Here is a 16,180-nt window from a genome sequence, read left to right as displayed (position 1 = left end):
TGTCCGATGATTGAACGCCTCAGTCACGAACCGGCGTCTGCCCTCGACGAGGACGACGGCCGCTCCGACCGGCTACAAACGCTTGAGGTGCTTCGCGCGCAACTGTCGCGGACCATTTCCGAGGGTTTGGGGCAGGGTTCCGTTGCAGGTCAATGGGGCGAGATCGACAACGCTCAGATCGCCGCGTTTCTCGACGGTTCCCTGTCGCGGGCAGAGTGGGATGCTGTCGCCGCAAGACTTGCCAACGACCCGGTGGCCCGCGCGGAGTTGGCTGCCGCGGCGGCGTTGCTGGACGAAATCCAGGCGCAGCCTGCGACAGCTCCGGCGGGCTTGATGGCGCGAGCGGCCGGCGTTCTTGCGGCGTCGGAACAGAACCATCAGCGGGTTTCGGCGGTGGCGGTCACTCCGGTTACTTGGTACCGGCGTTCGATAGCGTGGTCCGGCTTCGCTCTCGCCGTCCTGGCTCTGATCGCGGTCCCGACTGTTTTGAAGATGGCTGGAGACCGCGCAGCGATCGCGGTCAAGCAGGACGACGCAGGTGACACACTCAGCCGCGCCATCGTGGTGGCTCCGTCCAGTCCGACCAGGAAGAAAGATTCTCAGTCGTGCGTGGACGCGAACGAACAGGCCAGGAAGTCGACACCCGATAACATCGGGAATGATCGCCGTACTGAAACGCGCGTGACCGGGCCGGGGGCCGAACGTCCAGGCGAGGCGCCCAGCAAAAACGATGATCCATGCGGGCCGAAGCCGGTAGGGGCCGGCAAGCATGAGCGCCCCGCTTCCGCAGGATCGAACTGACCTCAACGCGATGCTTAAGTCGTCAGGGCCGCATCTCGGTTGCGGGCGGAGCGTTGCGGTCCAGTCGTCAGGACTGGTCGAACGAGGCATCGCGATGGCTGGCGACAGACCAAAAAAGTGAGAGCCTGTCCGTCTGCTCTAATGTTGGCAATCAAACTCTCATGCCGCAAAGGAGCAAGAGATAATGCGTTATACAACGACGAAGGCTGCGATCGGATCAGACTTGAGCACGCGCAGAGCGTTGCTGCTCTTGCATGTGGCAGGTGCTGCTCTGCTCACGTTTGCGGTAGCCGGGCCTGCACGTGCGCAGAGCACCGGCATCGCCGCCTGCGACGACTTCCTGCAAAAATACGATGTTTGCGTGACGTCGAAGCTTCCGGAGGCGCAGCGCGCGACCTACAAGGCACAGCTCGACCAGACGCGCAAGGCGTGGCTTGATATGGCCAAGAACCCATCAGCGAAGTCGACCATGGAGCAGAGCTGCAAGCAGACGACGGACGCGATGAAGGCCTCGCTGCAAAGCTTCGGCTGCTCGTTCTGATGTAGCCGCGCGGGAAGCAAGGCTGGGCGTCCATCTGTCGGAGTCTTTCTTCTCAGGAGGCTCACGTCAAGGCGAAGAACCTGCGCCGCCCATCGAGCCACGACCCGATGGGCGGACACTGGTTTTCCGAGAAGGATCATGCGCAAACAAGAAACCGGAGCGCGATGAGATTTAAACCTGAATTCATGGCGCTCCGGGGCGACTACCTTGCCTATCGCGATTTGATTTCCCGGCAGCGGGCCGCGCGCAGTCCCGTTAAAGCGTCGCGCCGCAGCAGTATCGGGCAGGCGTTGCCAAGGTAGTAGCTGTCGCCAGTCTCGCGTGCGACCTGCGCCACGATCGCAGTGCCGAGTGCGCTCCAGCAGGCTTCCGTGAGTGCTTCTGCTGCCTTGGCCTCGTCCCAGTCGGGAGGCCGGCCGAGTGCGGCAATGACGGCGTCCGTAAGATCTGGATCCATACAGGCCGCCACATTCGCTTCGGCCGGCGCCTCGATCGCGATGGCGAAAAACGGTACGGCGGCCGAGCGGTTGAGCTTGCGCCCGACGAGATGGGCGGCACCACGCGCAAGGTCGGCGCGCGCTGTGCCGACGCTCTGGGGCGTTGTGCGCACGAACCCCTCCAGTCCCCGGCGACAGTCGGCGAGCACTGCCCCGTAACCCTCCTCAAGGCACTCGCCGAACGCCGACAGCACGATCGACCCGCGCAGGGCCAGGAACTTGGGGTTGTCGTTCAGGATCTGAAACGTCGTGGCATAGTGCTCGAGCGTCGCAAGCCGATCGCCAAACGGACGGGTCGACGTTACAAGGGGAGTTAATTCGCCGATCGCGGCTTGTTCGGCCAGCGAAGCCCAGTGTGCGTCGCGCGCCGTCGGCCTCACCGTTGTCAGGTGGCCGCGGAGTTCGCTCCAGCTCTTCGCGGCCGCCAGCGCGTCGAGTTCGGCGATTGCAGGATCGACCGAAGGAGCCGGCACGGCCTCGGCGGCGCGCTTGTCGACGTCGGAGAGCAGGGCCGCGGTCTGTGGTGGCGGCGGGCCGGCGGGCGTGGTGTTTCCGCTTGAGTTGAGTACGATCTCGCCGACGACCTGGTCATAGTAGGCCGGCGTTTGGTCGCCGCCGACGCTCGCCGCCAACTGCCGGACTTCGATTTGCAGGCGCTTGGCAATCTGCACCAGCGTTAAATCCGGCTCCGCCAGCCGGCGGACCAGGTTTCGCGTGAACACGGAGTTTGAAGCGCGATCGTTGGTGGACAGCCGGTCGAGCGCGGTCTGCCTGGCGCCAGCGGAGAACATGATGAAAACGCCCTCGGCCGGCGTCATCATGGCGAGCCCGCCGCTGCCCCTGAGCCCGCGCCCGCCCGGCCGCTCGAACGGATTGTTGCGGCAGGCGTCGAGCACGAGCACCGTCGTGCGGGCGCCGCGCCCCTGCAGCCGGTCGATGATCCGGTCGGCTGGAAACGCGGAATCGCGGATCAGCTCCTCCTGTCCTTCGCGGACCTCCGGGATGTCCGTCGGCAGCAGGTAATTCTGGCCGCGGATCTCGAAGCCGTGCCCAGCGAAGAAGAACAGCGCGATGTCGCCCGGCTCGATCGCCTTGTCGAAAGCGAGCAGGGCCTCGCTCATGGCACGGCGCGACTGGTTCTCGGCGAGAATCACCGAGAAGCCGAGCCCGCGCAGTGCGGTGCCGACCGCACGCGCGTCGTTGACGGCGGTCTGCAGCCGGGGAACGTTCTGATAGGCGTTATTGCCGACCAGCAGGGCAACGCGCTTCTCCGCGTGAGCGGTCGTGGCGAAACTTATCGCGATGCCCAGCGCGAGGATCGCGAGGCACAAGTTTGTCTTCGACATGGATGCTCTCGTCGATGCTCTCTTCGATGCTCTTGGCGGGCTCATGGAGCGGCTGTTTCATCCGGTTGGCCAAGCTGTTCGGCGGTTGAGCGCCATTATCCGCCAAGTCATTGTGGTGAGTTTTATGGCCGGATGATGTGTATCTGTGGATCGGCGGATGGACGAGAACTTCGTCATCGCGCTCTTTGAGCGTGGTCTCCGCGCAAACGCGGTTCGTGTTTGTTAGCTAAGTGAGACGGTCTCCCGCCCGCATCAAGTGCGGGCAGGCATTTTCCGGATCAGGTTCCAGCTAGACGATACGATAGAGAAACGTAGCCACGATCGTCCATAGGCCGAGGGCGATCGCGGCATAGCCGAGCACGGTCTGATAGGGGACAATGGCAGCGCGAATCTGCTCGCCGCGCTGAGCCGCTTGAGCATTGTGGCTGAAAATGAACTTCGTCAGCAACGCATAGCCGAGCAGCAGGCCGAGCGATGCGATGAGCACGCCGGTCGCGAGGTAGGTCAACCACCAGACCGGCACGTAGCCGAACCAGTTCAGGTTGATGATCGCATTGATGATGGTCCAGGTGCCCCACAGGCAGGTTATGAATCCGAACCATCCCTGGTAAGGTATCATCAGTTCCATATACACCTTCGCGTCCGGACGCCTCGCGACGATGCTCGAGGCGGCCGCTAGGGCGCCGAGCGCGAGCAAAACGATCCCAGTTAAAAGACCCGACATTGGATTCCTCTCTTTCTTGACAACAGTGCACCATATTGCGGTGACATTTGAGACGGCCCGCGGCCATCGCCACCACATCAAGATAGAGAGACGGACCGGTGAGCATTTTTCTCCGCGCCGGCTGCTGTAAATTCGCGCCCCGCCCCGGATAAAGATTTAGCTACAGGAGATCGCCGATCGCAGACTTGAGGCGCGCCGAGGAGGGCCGGCCTGTGATCGCTTCCCTGGCTTCGACCTCTACGATCAGGGTGTCGCCCGCCAGCCTGACGTCGACCTGGTCGGCGTCGCGGATGACGACGCGCCGCAGTTTCACCGCGATGATCTCGCGTGCGATCGGCGAGGTGAGCATCTCGGCCAGGGTTTTTCCGGTGACGGCGATGGCGTCCGCCATCGCCGACCATGCGGCGGCGTCGGCGGAAAGGCGCGGGGCGTCGAGCGAGATCGCGAGCGCCGGGGCGCCCGCGCGCCCGAGACTGCGCCCGAGCGACTCCGCCTCGGTCTCGGCCTGCTCTTTCGTTGCCTTCTTGACCACGAGCGGCTCGGCTTCCTGGTCGCGATACGCGTCAGCCGAACCGCCGGACAATTTGTCGCTGAATACCAGGATGCGGCCCGTTTCGTAGATCCGAAGAACCGAGACGCCGTCGTCGCGCTTGAGCGTCATCGAATTGTATGGAGCCTGCTCGGCGGTCAAGGCCAGGATTTCGTCGGAGCCGTCGAAGCGCAGCTTGATCGGCATTCCCATGCGGTCGATCACAAAGCCGATCAATCCGCTGCCGGTGCTGTAATGCCCGATGCGAAGCGGCGGCCCGCTTTGCGCGGCGAGGTCGCCATTGCCGATGATCAAGGTGAGGGCGGCGCCGACGGCGATCATTCGGAAACGTCCGGACATGGCATACCTCACAGCATCACGACAATCCGCGGGATGCGGTATCGCTGATAAGCGCAGGGAGAAGTGAGAAGCAAATGCGGAGTTTTTGCGGCCGACACGCATGTTGGACGCGACGCATTCATTTTTCAAAATGTTTCGATCAAGATGGACCGAGGTGCTGGCGATGGCGCGGGAAAATCACGGCCGCTGTCCGTCTATCCCTGGGTCCGCCGCAATGGCCGGACGCCGTGCCCGCACGGCATGCGCGCATGAACATCTAATTTGGAGTTATCCGCTATGAATATCCGGACCGGTGTCGCCGTCGTCGCGCTCTCGATCTTCTCCTCGGTCGCGTTTGCGCAATCGCTGAAGGACAAGGAGTATTTCGCCGAACAAGAGAAATATCTTGCGGGAGAGGTCAGCTCCACCAACGAGCGGTGCGGCAACAGTCTCACGGCGAAGTTTAACTGGTTGAAGCCGCCGACGCCGGAGGATCGGAAGACCTACAGCGCCTACGGTTACTGCAAGGTGGCTCTCGAAGCCATGTGGCGCGTCTGTGGCTCCGAGGCCGGCAAGGAAGCCGTCAAACAGAAGATCAAAAGCCTGACGTGTAGTTTTGGACCGCAGCGCACGGTTGTGCTCAAGGATGGCACGATCGACTACGAGGTCAATTTCAATTCGAGCAACGACGTCGACTACGTGTTCGAATATTTGCAGAACAATTTGTGAGCGCCCTGGAGGGGTTCAGGGCCTGGCTCGGCCCCGCTGCGCGCGATCTTGTTCTCAAGATCGCTCCGCAGTTTGCCGGCCCGGATAGAGACCCTGATTGTCCGCCTGAAGGGCGAGAAGCTGCATTGGGGCGCGCGCAAGACCCGCGAACTGCTGGTCAGGCGGCCCGACGGCGAAGTCGGGGGTTCCTAGCAATTTCAGTGACTTAGTGAGAACTCTCGATCTCATTTCGACAACCATTGGATGTGATCCGGGCAATTAGACTGAATACCTCCTCCAACTCTGCTATTATCTTCCATCTCTTGGAGACGAACGTCGGATAGGTTTTCACATAGGAGGACCGTCATGACCAATACTTCAGGCACAATGGCAGATCCCCAGGCCGGTTCGGATACGGCGCCACTACGTGCCAAATCGGGCTGGATCATCGCTCTCGGCGTCGTCTATCTCATCGCCGGGTTTATCGCGCTTGGCAGCGTTATGATGGCTACCGTCGCGAGCGTCCTGATCGTCGGCGTGATGATGATCATCGCGGGTGTCGCCGAGGTGTTCAGCGCCTTCCAGATCAAGAGCTGGGGCAAATTCCTGCTCTGGGTCCTGCTCGGTGTGCTCTACATCGTCGCGGGCTTCGTCACGTTCGAGAATCCGCTGCTCGCGGCCGTGCTGCTCACCCTCATTCTCGGCGCATCGCTGGTGGCCTCGGGCATCATGCGGATCTTCCTGGCCTTCAGCATGAAACGGGAAACGCCCTGGATCTGGGTGGCGCTGTCAGGCGTGATCACGCTGCTGCTCGGTCTCCTGATTTTGGCGCGATGGCCGGTCTCGAGCCTTTATATTCTCGGCCTGTTCCTCGGCATCGATCTCATCATGGCCGGCGCAGGCTGGATCGGAATAGGTTTTGGCCTGCGCCGAAGCCGTTGAGGTGGTGGTGGCGGACTGCGTGCCACGTGGTTGATCGACAATCAGGAGGCGCCCGTGCGCTGGGTCTACCTCGCCGTCATCATTCTGTTCGCCGCCGCGACGATCGTCTTCGCGGCGCAGAACTTCGAGATCGTCACCATGTCCTTCCTCGGCAGCAATGCCCGCGTGCCGCTCTCGCTGCTGGTCGCCGTCACCTACCTGCTTGGCGCGGCGACGGGCGGGAGCCTGTATGCGCTGCTGCGTCGATCCTATGAAGGGTCGAGACGAAGCGTTATGGGCTCTCCCTGAATCAAGTGTCGTTTCATCTCCGGCCGAGGAGGATGACGATGGGTAAAATCGCGCACGAACCAGTTCTGGTGGACCTCGCGTTGCAGGGCGGGGGTTCCCACGGCGCGTTCACCTGGGGAGTGCTCGATCGGTTGATCGACGAGCCGTGGCTGCAGATCGAGGCGATCTCCGGCACATCGGCGGGCGCGATGAATGCAGCCCTGGTGGCGGACGGATGGACGCAAGGCGGCGCCGAAGGCGCACGGGCGGCGCTTGATAGCTATTGGCGGCGGGTGTCGAAGGCTGCGGCGTTCAGCCCGCTGCAGCGTTCGCCGCTCGACCGCCTGATGGGCCGCTGGACGCTCGACACGTCGCCCGCCTATCTCGCCATGGACCTGATGGCCCGCATGGTTTCGCCCTATGATCTCAATCCGCTCGGCCTCAACCCGTTGCGTTCAATCCTCGATGAGAGCATCGATTTCGACCGACTGGCCGGCGCACCGATCAAGCTGTTCATCACCGCGACCAATGTGCGGACCGGCCGCGGCCACATCTTCCGCAACAAGGAGATCACCGCCGACGTCCTGCTTGCCTCGGCCTGCCTGCCGACCATGTTCCATGCAGTCGAGATCGACGGCGAACCGTACTGGGACGGCGGCTATGCCGGCAATCCGACGCTGACGCCGCTGGTGCGCGAAAGCGATGCGTGCGACACCATTCTGGTGCAGATAAATCCGCGGGAACGGCCGGACCTGCCACGCACGGCAAATGAGATCCTCAACCGGCTCAACGAGATTTCCTTCAACTCGCCGCTGATGAAGGAATTGCGCATGATGGCGCTGCTGCGCCAGGTGGCGGACCCCGGACACGGCGAGGGCGCGCGCTGGGCTGGAATGCGCACGCACCGGATCATGACCGACACGCTCGCGGACTTCGGTGCATCGTCGAAGATGAACGCCGAGTGGGCGTTCGTCTCACTGCTGAAAGAAGAGGGCCGCAAGTGCGCCGACGCATTCCTCAACGCCCACGCCGAGGATATCGGAAAGCAATCCACGACCGATCTCGACGCGCTGCTGGAGGAATGCTGAGGTCATGACGGTGTCAGGGCTTCTCGGCATCCTGATCGGGCTCGGCCTCTTGATCGCGTTCGCCTTCCGCGGCTGGAGCGTGCTGCTGCTGGCGCCGCTCGCGGCCCTGATCGCCGCGCTGTTCTCCCGCGAGCCGCTGCTCGCCCACTGGACCCAGACCTTCATGGCCAGCGCGGCCGGCTTCCTCGCGCAGTTCTTTCCGCTGTTTCTGCTTGGCGCGCTGTTCGGCAAGCTGATGGAGGATAGCGGATCGGTCGCCGCGATCGCGAACTTCATGACCGGGCTGCTCGGCCCGCAGCGGGCGGTGCTCGCGGTCGTGCTCGCCGGCGCGCTCGTCACCTATGGCGGCGTCAGTCTGTTCGTCGCCTTCTTCGTGCTGGCGCCGATGGCGCAGGAACTGTTTCGCGCGGCTGGCATCCCGCGGCGCCTGATGCCGGCGGCGATCGTGCTCGGCACCTCCACCTTCACCATGTCGGCACTGCCAGGCACGCCGTCGATCCAGAACGCGATCCCGATGCCGTTCTTCGGCACCACGCCGTTTGCCGCGCCCGGCCTTGGTTTCCTGGCGTCGCTGATCATGCTCGGCTTCGGCCTGTGGTGGCTCAATCGCCAGGAGGCGATCGCCAGGAGGAACGGCGAAAGTTTTGGCGATGGCGTGCCGATGCCGTCCGACCGTCTCGCCGCCGATGAAAAATTGCGTGAACGCGCCACCACCGCGCGCGAGTTCGATCCGGCGGAGATCGGGCACGGCAAGACTACCGACGTGCCGCCGCCGGCCGTGCTCGCCGCGCTGCCCCTCGTCGTGGTGATTATCGTCAATCTCGCGATGTCGTTGTTCATCCTGCCGTCACTCGACACAAGCTTTCTCGCGGAAGCCCGCTGGGGCGGGACGTCGCTCGCCGCTGTCGGCGGCGTGTGGGCCGTGATCACGGCGCTCACTTGCGCTATTCTGACCGTGCTCGCGGTCAGCCTTCGGCGACTGCCGGCGCTGCGCGCGACCATCGACGCCGGCGCCAACGCCTCGGTATTGCCGGCGATCAGCGTGGCGAGCCTGGTCGGTTTCGGCGCCGTGGTGGCGGCGATGCCCGCTTTCGCCGTGGTGCGCGACGCCGTGCTCGGCATCGGCGGTGGACCGCTGGTGTCATTGGCCGTCGCCACCAATGTGCTCGCGGCCCTGACCGGCTCGGCGTCGGGTGGGCTGACCATCGCGCTCGATGCGCTCGGGGCGACTTACATGGCGCGCGCGGCGGAGATCGGGCTCGATCCCGCGTTGCTGCATCGCGTCGCGGTGATCGGCTCAGGCACGCTTGACAGCCTGCCGCACAATGGCGCGGTGGTCACGTTGCTCGCGGTCTGCGGATCGACGCACGGGGAGAGCTATCGCGACATCGTCATGGTCGGCATCATCGGCGCCCTGGTGGCGCTGGTCGCCGTCATTGCGCTCGGCTCGATGGTGGGGTCGTTCTGACGCATCGGCCCAATTCTCTCATGAGCCTTGCCAAGCAATGCGTCTCGAACGATGCTCACAAGGCCCGCAAGCCTCTATCCAAGGGATCATCATGTCCGTCGACGTCAAAACCGCCACCGACCGCCTCATGCGCTTCCTCGCCGTCGAGGGAGTGACCGGAAAGGAGGCCGCGATCGGACGCGAACTCAGCGCGGCGCTGCAGGAAAGTGGCGTGCCGGCGTCCGCGATCCGGCTCGACGACGCCAACACACGCATTCCCGTGCCGACAGAGACCGGCAATCTCATTGTCGATCTGCCGGGGAAGGGCGCCATGCACAACCAGCCGCGGATCATGTTCATGACTCACATGGACACCGTGCCGTTGTGCGCCGGAGCGAAGCCGAAACTAAAGGGGCGCAAGATCGTCAATGAGGCGAAGACCGCGCTCGGCGGCGACAACCGCGCCGGCTGTGGCGTTCTCGTCACGCTGGCGGCCGAGCTTGCCAAACAAAACCTCGATCATCCGCCGATCACGCTGCTGTTCTGTGTGCGCGAGGAGAGCGGGCTCTATGGCGCGCGCCACGTCAAGACCGAGGAGCTGGGCTCGCCGGTCATGGCCTTCAACTATGACGGCGGCTCGGCCTCCAATGTCACGATCGGCGCCGTCGGCGCGGATCGCTGGCACGTCGAGATTTTCGGCCGCGCCTCGCATGCCGGCGTTGCACCGGAGCGCGGGATCAGTTCGATGATGATCCTGGCACTCGCGCTCGCTGACGTGAAGGCCGGTGGCTGGTTCGGCAAGGTGGTAAAGCGCAAGCTGCAGGGCACCAGCAATGTCGGCCCCGTCACTGGCGGTGACGGCCGGCCGGCCGGGGACGCCACCAACGTCGTTACCGATTATGTGCACGTGCGCGGCGAAAGCCGCAGCCATGACAGCAAGTTCTTCAAGGAGATCACCAAGGCCTACAAAACAGCCTTCGAAAAAGCTGCACAGCGCGTCAAGAACAGCGACGGCAAGTCGGGCCGCGTCAAGTTCAAGGCCGAGACCGACTATTATCCGTTCCGCATGAAGGAGAGCCTGCCCGTGGTCAAACGCGCGGTCGAGGCCGTGTCCGGCATCGGCGCAACGCCGAACATCCGCGCCGCCAATGGCGGGCTGGATGCAAACTGGATGGTCCGTCACGGCGTTCCGACGGTGACCTTCGGCGCAGGGCAGAACGAGCCGCACACGATCGACGAGTGGATCAATCTCGACGAGTACGACCGGGCGTGTGCGTTGGCAGTCCAACTCGCGACGATGCGGTGAGCATCGCGGTTCAGATCACGGCCATCTGTTTCGAAATTTACTCACGTCTTCCCGGCATTGTTGCGCGAGATGATCGTTTGTACAATCATTGATTGTAGGTGTGGTACGCGTGGATTGGCGGCGGCGATGCGTTGACGTCAATTGCGCGGCGTTTCTGAGGGCGGAATGCGTGCCTGATGATCATGTCCTGCGTAACAACAGCATGCGCCACAAAATCAATCCGATTCAGACACATTGTTGGCGAGTACGCGAGTAGGGTTACGCGCTGCTGCCCGCTCGCATCATGCGTTCAAAAAAAATAAAAAAATTGGGCTCACATGGGGGGACTGCAATGGCTGCGATCAACGTCACTCGTGCGCGAGGGGTGCAACTGTCCCGGTTTCGGACAGCGGGGGCGATGCGCCGGTTTTTCACCGCGCCGCGGCGCACCGCGGCAACGGCGCTGATGCTGGCCGCGATGGCGGCGCCGGCTTTCGCGCAAGGCCAGGCGGCAGGCCCGGGCGCCAACGAAATCCGCATCGGCAACACGGTACCCTATACCGGTCCGGCTTCCGCCTACGGCGTGATCGGCAAGGTGATGGCGGCCTATTTCGACAAGGTCAACGCCGAGGGCGGTATCAGGGGCCGCAAGATCAACTTCATTTCCTATGACGACGCCTACAATCCGACCAAGACGATGGAGGCGACCCGCAAGCTCGTCGAGGAGGACAACGTTCTCTTTATATTGGCGAGCCTCGGCACCAACACCAGCCAGGCAGTCCACCCCTATCTGAACGCGAAGAAGATCCCGCAACTCTTCGTCGCCTCGGGCGCGACGATGTGGGACCAGCCGCGCGAGTTTCCCTGGACCATGGGCTTCCTGCCCAGCTACCAGACCGAAGCCCACATCTATTCGCAATATATCCTTGAGAACCATCCGCGCAGCAAGATCGCGGTGCTCTATCAGGACGACGGTTTCGGCAAGGACTATCTCAAGGGCCTGAAGGACGGCCTCGGCGGCAAGATTCCGATCGTGGCCGAGGCGCCGTACAAGGTGACGGACACCACCATCGACGCCCAGATCGCCAAGCTCAAGGCCTCGGGCGCCGATATCTTCATGCAATTCACCACGCCGAAATTCGCCACCATGGCGATCAAGCGCAATGCCGAACTCGGCTGGAAGCCGGTGCATTTCCTCGCCTCGGTGTCTGAATCTGTGTCGGCCGTAATGGCGCCGGCGGGCATGGAAAACGCCGAAGGCATCATGTCGGCCATGTACCGGGTAGAGGGCGAGGATGCGCAGGCGGCCGGACCCGCGGCGTTCCGCGAATGGAGCGCCTTCATGGAGCGGTATGTCCCGAGCGTCAGCAAGTCGAACGGCCAGGCCGTCTACGGCTATCTGAACTCCAAGCTCATTATCGAGGTCCTGAAGAACTGCGGCGACGACTTCTCGCGCGAAAACGTCATGAAGCAGGCTCGCTCGATCAAGGGTCTTCAGCTTCCCATGATGGTGCCGGGCATCCAGATCAACACCAGCCTGTACGACCACGCGACGATCGAGCAGATGCGGATGATGCGCTTCACCAACGGCCACTGGCAGTTCTTTGGGCCGGTGCGAAGCGGCGTCGATGCGGGCACCGTGAGTGAGTCCTTCAAGACCCTCTTCAAGTATGGCACCGCGACCAAGCGCGATCTGGCGAACCAGCTCAACGCCAACACGGTGAGCCTGATGACCGGTTCGTTCGGTTCGACCTACGCCCAGGTCGGCGCCGATCTTGCCTCCGTGCTCGACAATGGCACCAACTTGCGGATCCTGCCGGTGATGGGCCGCGGATCGGTGCAGGCGGTGTCGGACATCCTGTTGCTGCGCGGCGTCGACGCCGGAATCGTGCGCAAGGACACGCTGTCCTATCTCGATCGCAAGGATTTCGCCAAGGACATCCGCAACCAGTTCGTCTACGTCGCCAAGATGTTCAACGAGGAAATGCACGTGCTGGCGCCGAAGACGATCACCAGCATGAGGGATCTCGACGGCAAGACCGTGGTGGTCGACTTGCCCGACAGTTCGACCTTCGTGACGGCGATCAACGTGTTCGACCGGCTCGGCATCCGGCCGCATCTGATCTATCAGGAGCCGCGGCTGGCGGTGGACATGCTGCGCAAGGGCGAGGTTGACGCGATCGTGGCGATCGAAGGCAAGCCGCTGCAATGGCTGAACCAGATCCAGGATCGCAATTTGCATCTGGTGCCGGTCGAATACGCCAAGCCGCTTCAGGAGGAATATCTGCCGTCCAAGCTTTCGTCGGCGGACTACCCGAACCTGATAGCGGATGGCGCCTCCGTCGAGACGGTCGCGGCTGAAGCCGTGCTGGCGTCGTATAACTGGGCGCCGAACAGCGACCGCTACCGCCGCCTGGCGCTTCTGGTCGACACCATGTTCGACAAGGTCGGGCAGTTGCAGCGTCCGCCGTTCCATCCGAAGTGGAAGGAAATGGCGCCACGGGCGACAGTGTCGGGGTGGACCCGCTTCAAGGCCGCGCAGGAATGGCTCGACCGCAACATGCCGCTGCCCCCGGGCGTGTCTTCGGCATCGAGCGCCGCGCCGTCGGCGCCGGTTGTTGCGCCGATTGCAGCACCTGCGGCGCAGGATCCCTTGTATCGCGAGTTCCTGGAATGGCGGGCCAGCCGCGCCAAGGCCAGCAGCAACAGGTAGGCAGGCCAGCCGGTGGCTTGACGATGATGGCGGTCCGCTTCGGCGGGCCGTCGTGCTTTCAAGGTGCGGGTGTTGCAACCATAAGAAGAATTCATATTCGCGATTGCAACCAAGCCTTGATTTGGTAACGCTAATGTCCAGCATTGTTGCGGCAGAACACACAATCGACTAACCGACCTCCGTGAAACGGCTGGCTTTGACACAAAATCAATCCGATTGAGACACATTGTCAGCGAGCGGGGCTGAAACGGTATCCCTCTCGCTGCTGGGAATTTGCAGGTATTGCTTAAGGGGACAGGGCAGAATGCGGGCTTTAATTGACATTCGTTGGACGGCGCAACGGTCCGGGTCTGGGACCCGTGACGGCTTGCGCCGGCTGTTCGCCGCGCCTCGGCGCAGCGTAGCAGCAGCAGCGGTGCTTGCCACGATGATGGGGCCGGCTTTCGGGCAGGGTGCGGCGTCGCCGGGGAACAAGGAGATCCGGATCGGCGTCACGGCGCCCTTTACCGGTCCAGCATCGGCCTATGGCGTCATCGCCAAGGTCATGGTGGCCTATATGGACAAGGTGAATGCCGAAGGTGGCATAAACGGCCGCAAGATCAATATGATCACCTATGACGACGGCTATGAACCCACCAAGGTTATGGAGGTGACCCGCAAGCTCGTCGAAGAGGACCAGGTTCTCTTCACCATGGCGACTGTCGGTACGAACACGAACGCGGCGATCCAGCCTTATCTGAATTCAAAGAAGGTCCCGCAGCTGTTTGTGTTGTCGGGCGCGGCGGCGTGGGATCAGCCGCAGGAGTTTCCCTGGACCATGGGCTTCCTGCCAACATACGTGGCTGAAGCCCAGATCTATGCGCAGTACCTCCTGGAGAATCATCCGCGCAGCCGGATTGCGGTTCTTTATCAGGAAGACGGGATGGGTAAGGAATACCTGAAGGGCCTGAGGGACGGCCTGGGCGGCAAGATTCCGATCGTGGCAGAGGCGTCGTACAAGGTCACCGACGCCAATATCGACGCGCAGCTCGGCAAGCTGAGAGCCTCGAATGCTGACGTCTTCATCCAGTTCACCACGCCCAAATTCGCGACCATGGCAATTCGGCGAAGCGCCGAACTCGGCTGGCGGCCGAACCAGTTCGTTGCGTCGGTCTCCAATTCCTATTCAGCGGTGATTCAGCCGGCGGGCGCGCAAAATGCTGAAGGCCTCATGTCGGCGGCCTACCGGCTCGAAGGCGAGGACGCGGCGGCGGCCGGCGATGTCGTGTTCCGCGAATGGACCGCCTTCATGGCGCGCTATGTCCCGAGCGTGAGCAAGACCAATGGCCAGGCCGTCCTCGGCTATCTGGTCAGCAAGTCGGTGGTCGAGATCCTGAAGAACTGCGGCGATGACCTGTCGCGCGAGAACATCATGCGGCAGGCCCGCCTGCTGAAGGGTCTCCAGCTTCCCATGATGGTGCAGGGCATCCTGATCAACACCAGCCCGTCCGACCATGCGCCGATCGAGCAGATGCGGATGATGCGTTTCACCAACGGCCAGTGGCAGCACTTCGGCCCGGTGCGCAGCGGCATCGATCCGGGCGCGGTCAGCGAGTCCTTCAAGACCATCTTCAAGTACGGCACCGCCACCAAGCGCGATCTGGCGAACCAGCTCAACGCCAACACGGTGAGCCTGATGACCGGCTCGTTCGGCTCGACCTACGCCCAGGTCGGTGCCGATCTTGCCTCCGTGCTCGACAACGGCACCAACTTGCGGATCCTGCCGGTGATGGGCCGCGGATCGGTGCAGGCGGTGTCGGACATCCTGCTGCTGCGCGGCGTCGATGCCGGCATCGTCCGCAAGGACACGCTGTCCTATCTAGACCGCAAGGACTTCGCCAAGGACATCCGCAACCAGTTCGTTTACGTCGCCAAGATGTTCAACGAAGAGATGCATGTGCTGGCGCCGAAGACGATCACCAGCATGCGGGATCTCGACGGCAAGACCGTGGTGGTTGACTTGCCCGACAGCTCGACCTTCGTGACGGCGATCAACGTGTTCGACCGGCTCGGGATCCGGCCGCATCTGATCTATCAGGAGCCGCGGCTGGCGGTGGACATGCTGCGCAAGGGCGAGGTCGACGCGATCGTGGCGATCGAAGGCAAGCCGTTGCAATGGCTGAACCAGATCAACGACCGCAACCTGCATCTGGTGCCGGTCGAATACGCCAAGCCGCTTCAGGAGGAGTATCTGCCGTCCAAGCTTGGTTCGGCGGACTATCCGGGCCTGGTGGCGGAGGGGGGCTCCGTCGAGACGATCGCGGCTGAAGCCGTGCTGGCGTCGTATAACTGGGCGCCGAACAGCGACCGCTACCGCCGCCTGGCGCTTCTGGTCGACACCATGTTCGACAAGGTCGGGCAGTTGCAGCGTCCGCCGTTCCATCCGAAGTGGAAGGAAATGGCGCCGCGGGCGACAGTGTCAGGGTGGACCCGCTTCAAGGCCGCGCAGGAATGGCTCGACCGCAACATGCCGCTGCCCCCGGGTGCGGCCGTGTCGGCAGCCTCGGGCTCTGCCGCACCACCACCGTCGGCACCGATTGTTGTGGCACCGACCGCACTTGCCCCGCAGGACCGCGACCCCCTGTATCGCGAATTCCTGGAATGGCGGGCCGGCCGCGCCAAGGCCAGCACCAGCAGGTGATCAGGCCGGCCGACACTTGAGGCTTAGCGATAAAGACGGCCCGCTTCGGCGGGCCGTTTGCTTTTGGGGGTCAATGGCGGTCGATCGTCGACGACGGCAATCAGGCCGCGGCGCACGAACGATCGGGGTCGTAACGAAGCAGGTCGATCGGGCGGACGCGCGCCAGTGATTGCGCATTCAATCAAGGCTTTCGATGTCGACCGCAAGTTGTAGATACAATCATAAGGTGTATCGATGTTCGCAGGTGCGATCGAGCTTCGCTAACCCGAATGC

Annotated in this window: 14 protein-coding genes; 11 read left to right on the top strand and 3 right to left on the bottom strand. The window is 63.0% G+C overall.

Annotation, left to right across the window (positions count from 1 at the left end; all coding sequences use genetic code 11):
• Positions 1-6: 6 nt before the first annotated feature.
• Positions 7-801: a hypothetical protein gene (locus ACPPVP_RS28440; protein ID WP_426526598.1), complete on the top strand. Its 795-nt coding sequence runs from the start codon at positions 7-9 to the stop codon at positions 799-801.
• A gap of 223 nt (positions 802-1,024) precedes the next feature.
• Positions 1,025-1,342, top strand: coding sequence for a hypothetical protein (locus ACPPVP_RS28435; RefSeq protein ID WP_426526596.1), 318 nt, complete (start codon positions 1,025-1,027; stop codon positions 1,340-1,342).
• Between the two features lie 211 nt (positions 1,343-1,553).
• Here the strand turns inward: ACPPVP_RS28435 and ACPPVP_RS28430 are convergent, their stop codons facing one another.
• Positions 1,554-3,185: a caspase family protein gene (locus ACPPVP_RS28430; protein WP_426526594.1), complete on the bottom strand. Its 1,632-nt coding sequence runs from the start codon at positions 3,183-3,185 to the stop codon at positions 1,554-1,556.
• Here ACPPVP_RS28430 and ACPPVP_RS28425 point away from each other — a divergent pair.
• Positions 3,184-3,321 carry a hypothetical protein gene (locus ACPPVP_RS28425; RefSeq protein WP_426526592.1) on the top strand — a complete coding sequence of 46 codons (138 nt, stop codon included), beginning with the start codon at positions 3,184-3,186 and terminating at the stop codon, positions 3,319-3,321. The two genes, ACPPVP_RS28430 and ACPPVP_RS28425, sit on opposite strands and share 2 nt — an antisense overlap.
• Positions 3,322-3,474: 153 nt before the next feature.
• Here ACPPVP_RS28425 and ACPPVP_RS28420 read toward each other — a convergent pair whose 3' ends face one another.
• Both ACPPVP_RS28420 and ACPPVP_RS28415 read right to left on the bottom strand, forming a co-directional pair.
• Entirely contained in the window at positions 3,475-3,813 is a 339-nt protein-coding gene (locus ACPPVP_RS28420; protein WP_426526590.1) for a hypothetical protein, read from the bottom strand.
• A gap of 256 nt (positions 3,814-4,069) precedes the next feature.
• The gene (locus ACPPVP_RS28415) at positions 4,070-4,798 is read right to left on the bottom strand and encodes a DUF4908 domain-containing protein (protein ID WP_426526588.1); all 729 of its coding nucleotides are present in this window, start codon (positions 4,796-4,798) and stop codon (positions 4,070-4,072) included.
• A gap of 276 nt (positions 4,799-5,074) precedes the next feature.
• Here ACPPVP_RS28415 and ACPPVP_RS28410 point away from each other — a divergent pair, with 276 nt between their 5' ends.
• The 8 genes from ACPPVP_RS28410 (at position 5,075) to ACPPVP_RS28375 (ending at position 15,907) form a co-directional block, all read left to right on the top strand.
• On the top strand, positions 5,075-5,506 hold the full coding sequence (locus ACPPVP_RS28410; protein WP_426526586.1) for a hypothetical protein: 432 nt from the start codon (positions 5,075-5,077) through the stop codon (positions 5,504-5,506).
• 345 nt (positions 5,507-5,851) lie between these two features.
• Positions 5,852-6,427 carry an HdeD family acid-resistance protein gene (locus ACPPVP_RS28405; protein ID WP_426526584.1) on the top strand — a complete coding sequence of 192 codons (576 nt, stop codon included), beginning with the start codon at positions 5,852-5,854 and terminating at the stop codon, positions 6,425-6,427.
• A 54-nt stretch (positions 6,428-6,481) separates the two neighbouring features.
• Positions 6,482-6,715: a hypothetical protein gene (locus ACPPVP_RS28400; protein WP_426526582.1), complete on the top strand. Its 234-nt coding sequence runs from the start codon at positions 6,482-6,484 to the stop codon at positions 6,713-6,715.
• A 38-nt stretch (positions 6,716-6,753) separates the two neighbouring features.
• The gene (locus tag ACPPVP_RS28395; protein WP_426526580.1) at positions 6,754-7,782 is read left to right on the top strand and encodes a patatin-like phospholipase family protein; all 1,029 of its coding nucleotides are present in this window, start codon (positions 6,754-6,756) and stop codon (positions 7,780-7,782) included.
• Positions 7,783-7,786: 4 nt separating this feature from the next.
• The gene (locus ACPPVP_RS28390) at positions 7,787-9,250 is read left to right on the top strand and encodes a GntP family permease (protein WP_426526577.1); all 1,464 of its coding nucleotides are present in this window, start codon (positions 7,787-7,789) and stop codon (positions 9,248-9,250) included.
• 91 nt (positions 9,251-9,341) lie between these two features.
• The gene (locus ACPPVP_RS28385; protein WP_426526569.1) at positions 9,342-10,535 is read left to right on the top strand and encodes a M20/M25/M40 family metallo-hydrolase; all 1,194 of its coding nucleotides are present in this window, start codon (positions 9,342-9,344) and stop codon (positions 10,533-10,535) included.
• Positions 10,536-10,932: 397 nt separating this feature from the next.
• The gene (locus ACPPVP_RS28380) at positions 10,933-13,227 is read left to right on the top strand and encodes an ABC transporter substrate-binding protein (RefSeq protein WP_426526567.1); all 2,295 of its coding nucleotides are present in this window, start codon (positions 10,933-10,935) and stop codon (positions 13,225-13,227) included.
• 304 nt (positions 13,228-13,531) lie between these two features.
• Positions 13,532-15,907, top strand: a complete 2,376-nt coding sequence (locus ACPPVP_RS28375; RefSeq protein WP_426526565.1) for an ABC transporter substrate-binding protein — start codon at positions 13,532-13,534, stop codon at positions 15,905-15,907.
• The last annotated feature ends 273 nt before the right edge of the window (positions 15,908-16,180 follow it).

The organism is Bradyrhizobium sp. McL0615 (assembly GCF_049993905.1).
In the GTDB taxonomy this organism is placed as follows: Bacteria; Pseudomonadota; Alphaproteobacteria; order Rhizobiales; family Xanthobacteraceae; genus Bradyrhizobium.
Note: the sequence above shows the minus strand (reverse complement) of the source record. Positions and strands in the feature narration are given on the sequence as shown.

Coding starts and splice junctions, on each gene's coding strand:
- ACPPVP_RS28440 (WP_426526598.1), top strand. CDS start 7: ATGATTGAACGCCTCAGTCACGAACCGGCGTCTGCCCTCGACGAGGAC.
- ACPPVP_RS28425 (WP_426526592.1), top strand. CDS start 3,184: ATGGATGCTCTCGTCGATGCTCTCTTCGATGCTCTTGGCGGGCTCATG.
- ACPPVP_RS28430 (WP_426526594.1), bottom strand. CDS start 3,185: ATGTCGAAGACAAACTTGTGCCTCGCGATCCTCGCGCTGGGCATCGCG.
- ACPPVP_RS28420 (WP_426526590.1), bottom strand. CDS start 3,813: ATGGAACTGATGATACCTTACCAGGGATGGTTCGGATTCATAACCTGC.
- ACPPVP_RS28415 (WP_426526588.1), bottom strand. CDS start 4,798: ATGTCCGGACGTTTCCGAATGATCGCCGTCGGCGCCGCCCTCACCTTG.
- ACPPVP_RS28410 (WP_426526586.1), top strand. CDS start 5,075: ATGAATATCCGGACCGGTGTCGCCGTCGTCGCGCTCTCGATCTTCTCC.
- ACPPVP_RS28405 (WP_426526584.1), top strand. CDS start 5,852: ATGACCAATACTTCAGGCACAATGGCAGATCCCCAGGCCGGTTCGGAT.
- ACPPVP_RS28395 (WP_426526580.1), top strand. CDS start 6,754: ATGGGTAAAATCGCGCACGAACCAGTTCTGGTGGACCTCGCGTTGCAG.
- ACPPVP_RS28390 (WP_426526577.1), top strand. CDS start 7,787: ATGACGGTGTCAGGGCTTCTCGGCATCCTGATCGGGCTCGGCCTCTTG.
- ACPPVP_RS28385 (WP_426526569.1), top strand. CDS start 9,342: ATGTCCGTCGACGTCAAAACCGCCACCGACCGCCTCATGCGCTTCCTC.
- ACPPVP_RS28380 (WP_426526567.1), top strand. CDS start 10,933: ATGCGCCGGTTTTTCACCGCGCCGCGGCGCACCGCGGCAACGGCGCTG.
- ACPPVP_RS28375 (WP_426526565.1), top strand. CDS start 13,532: ATGCGGGCTTTAATTGACATTCGTTGGACGGCGCAACGGTCCGGGTCT.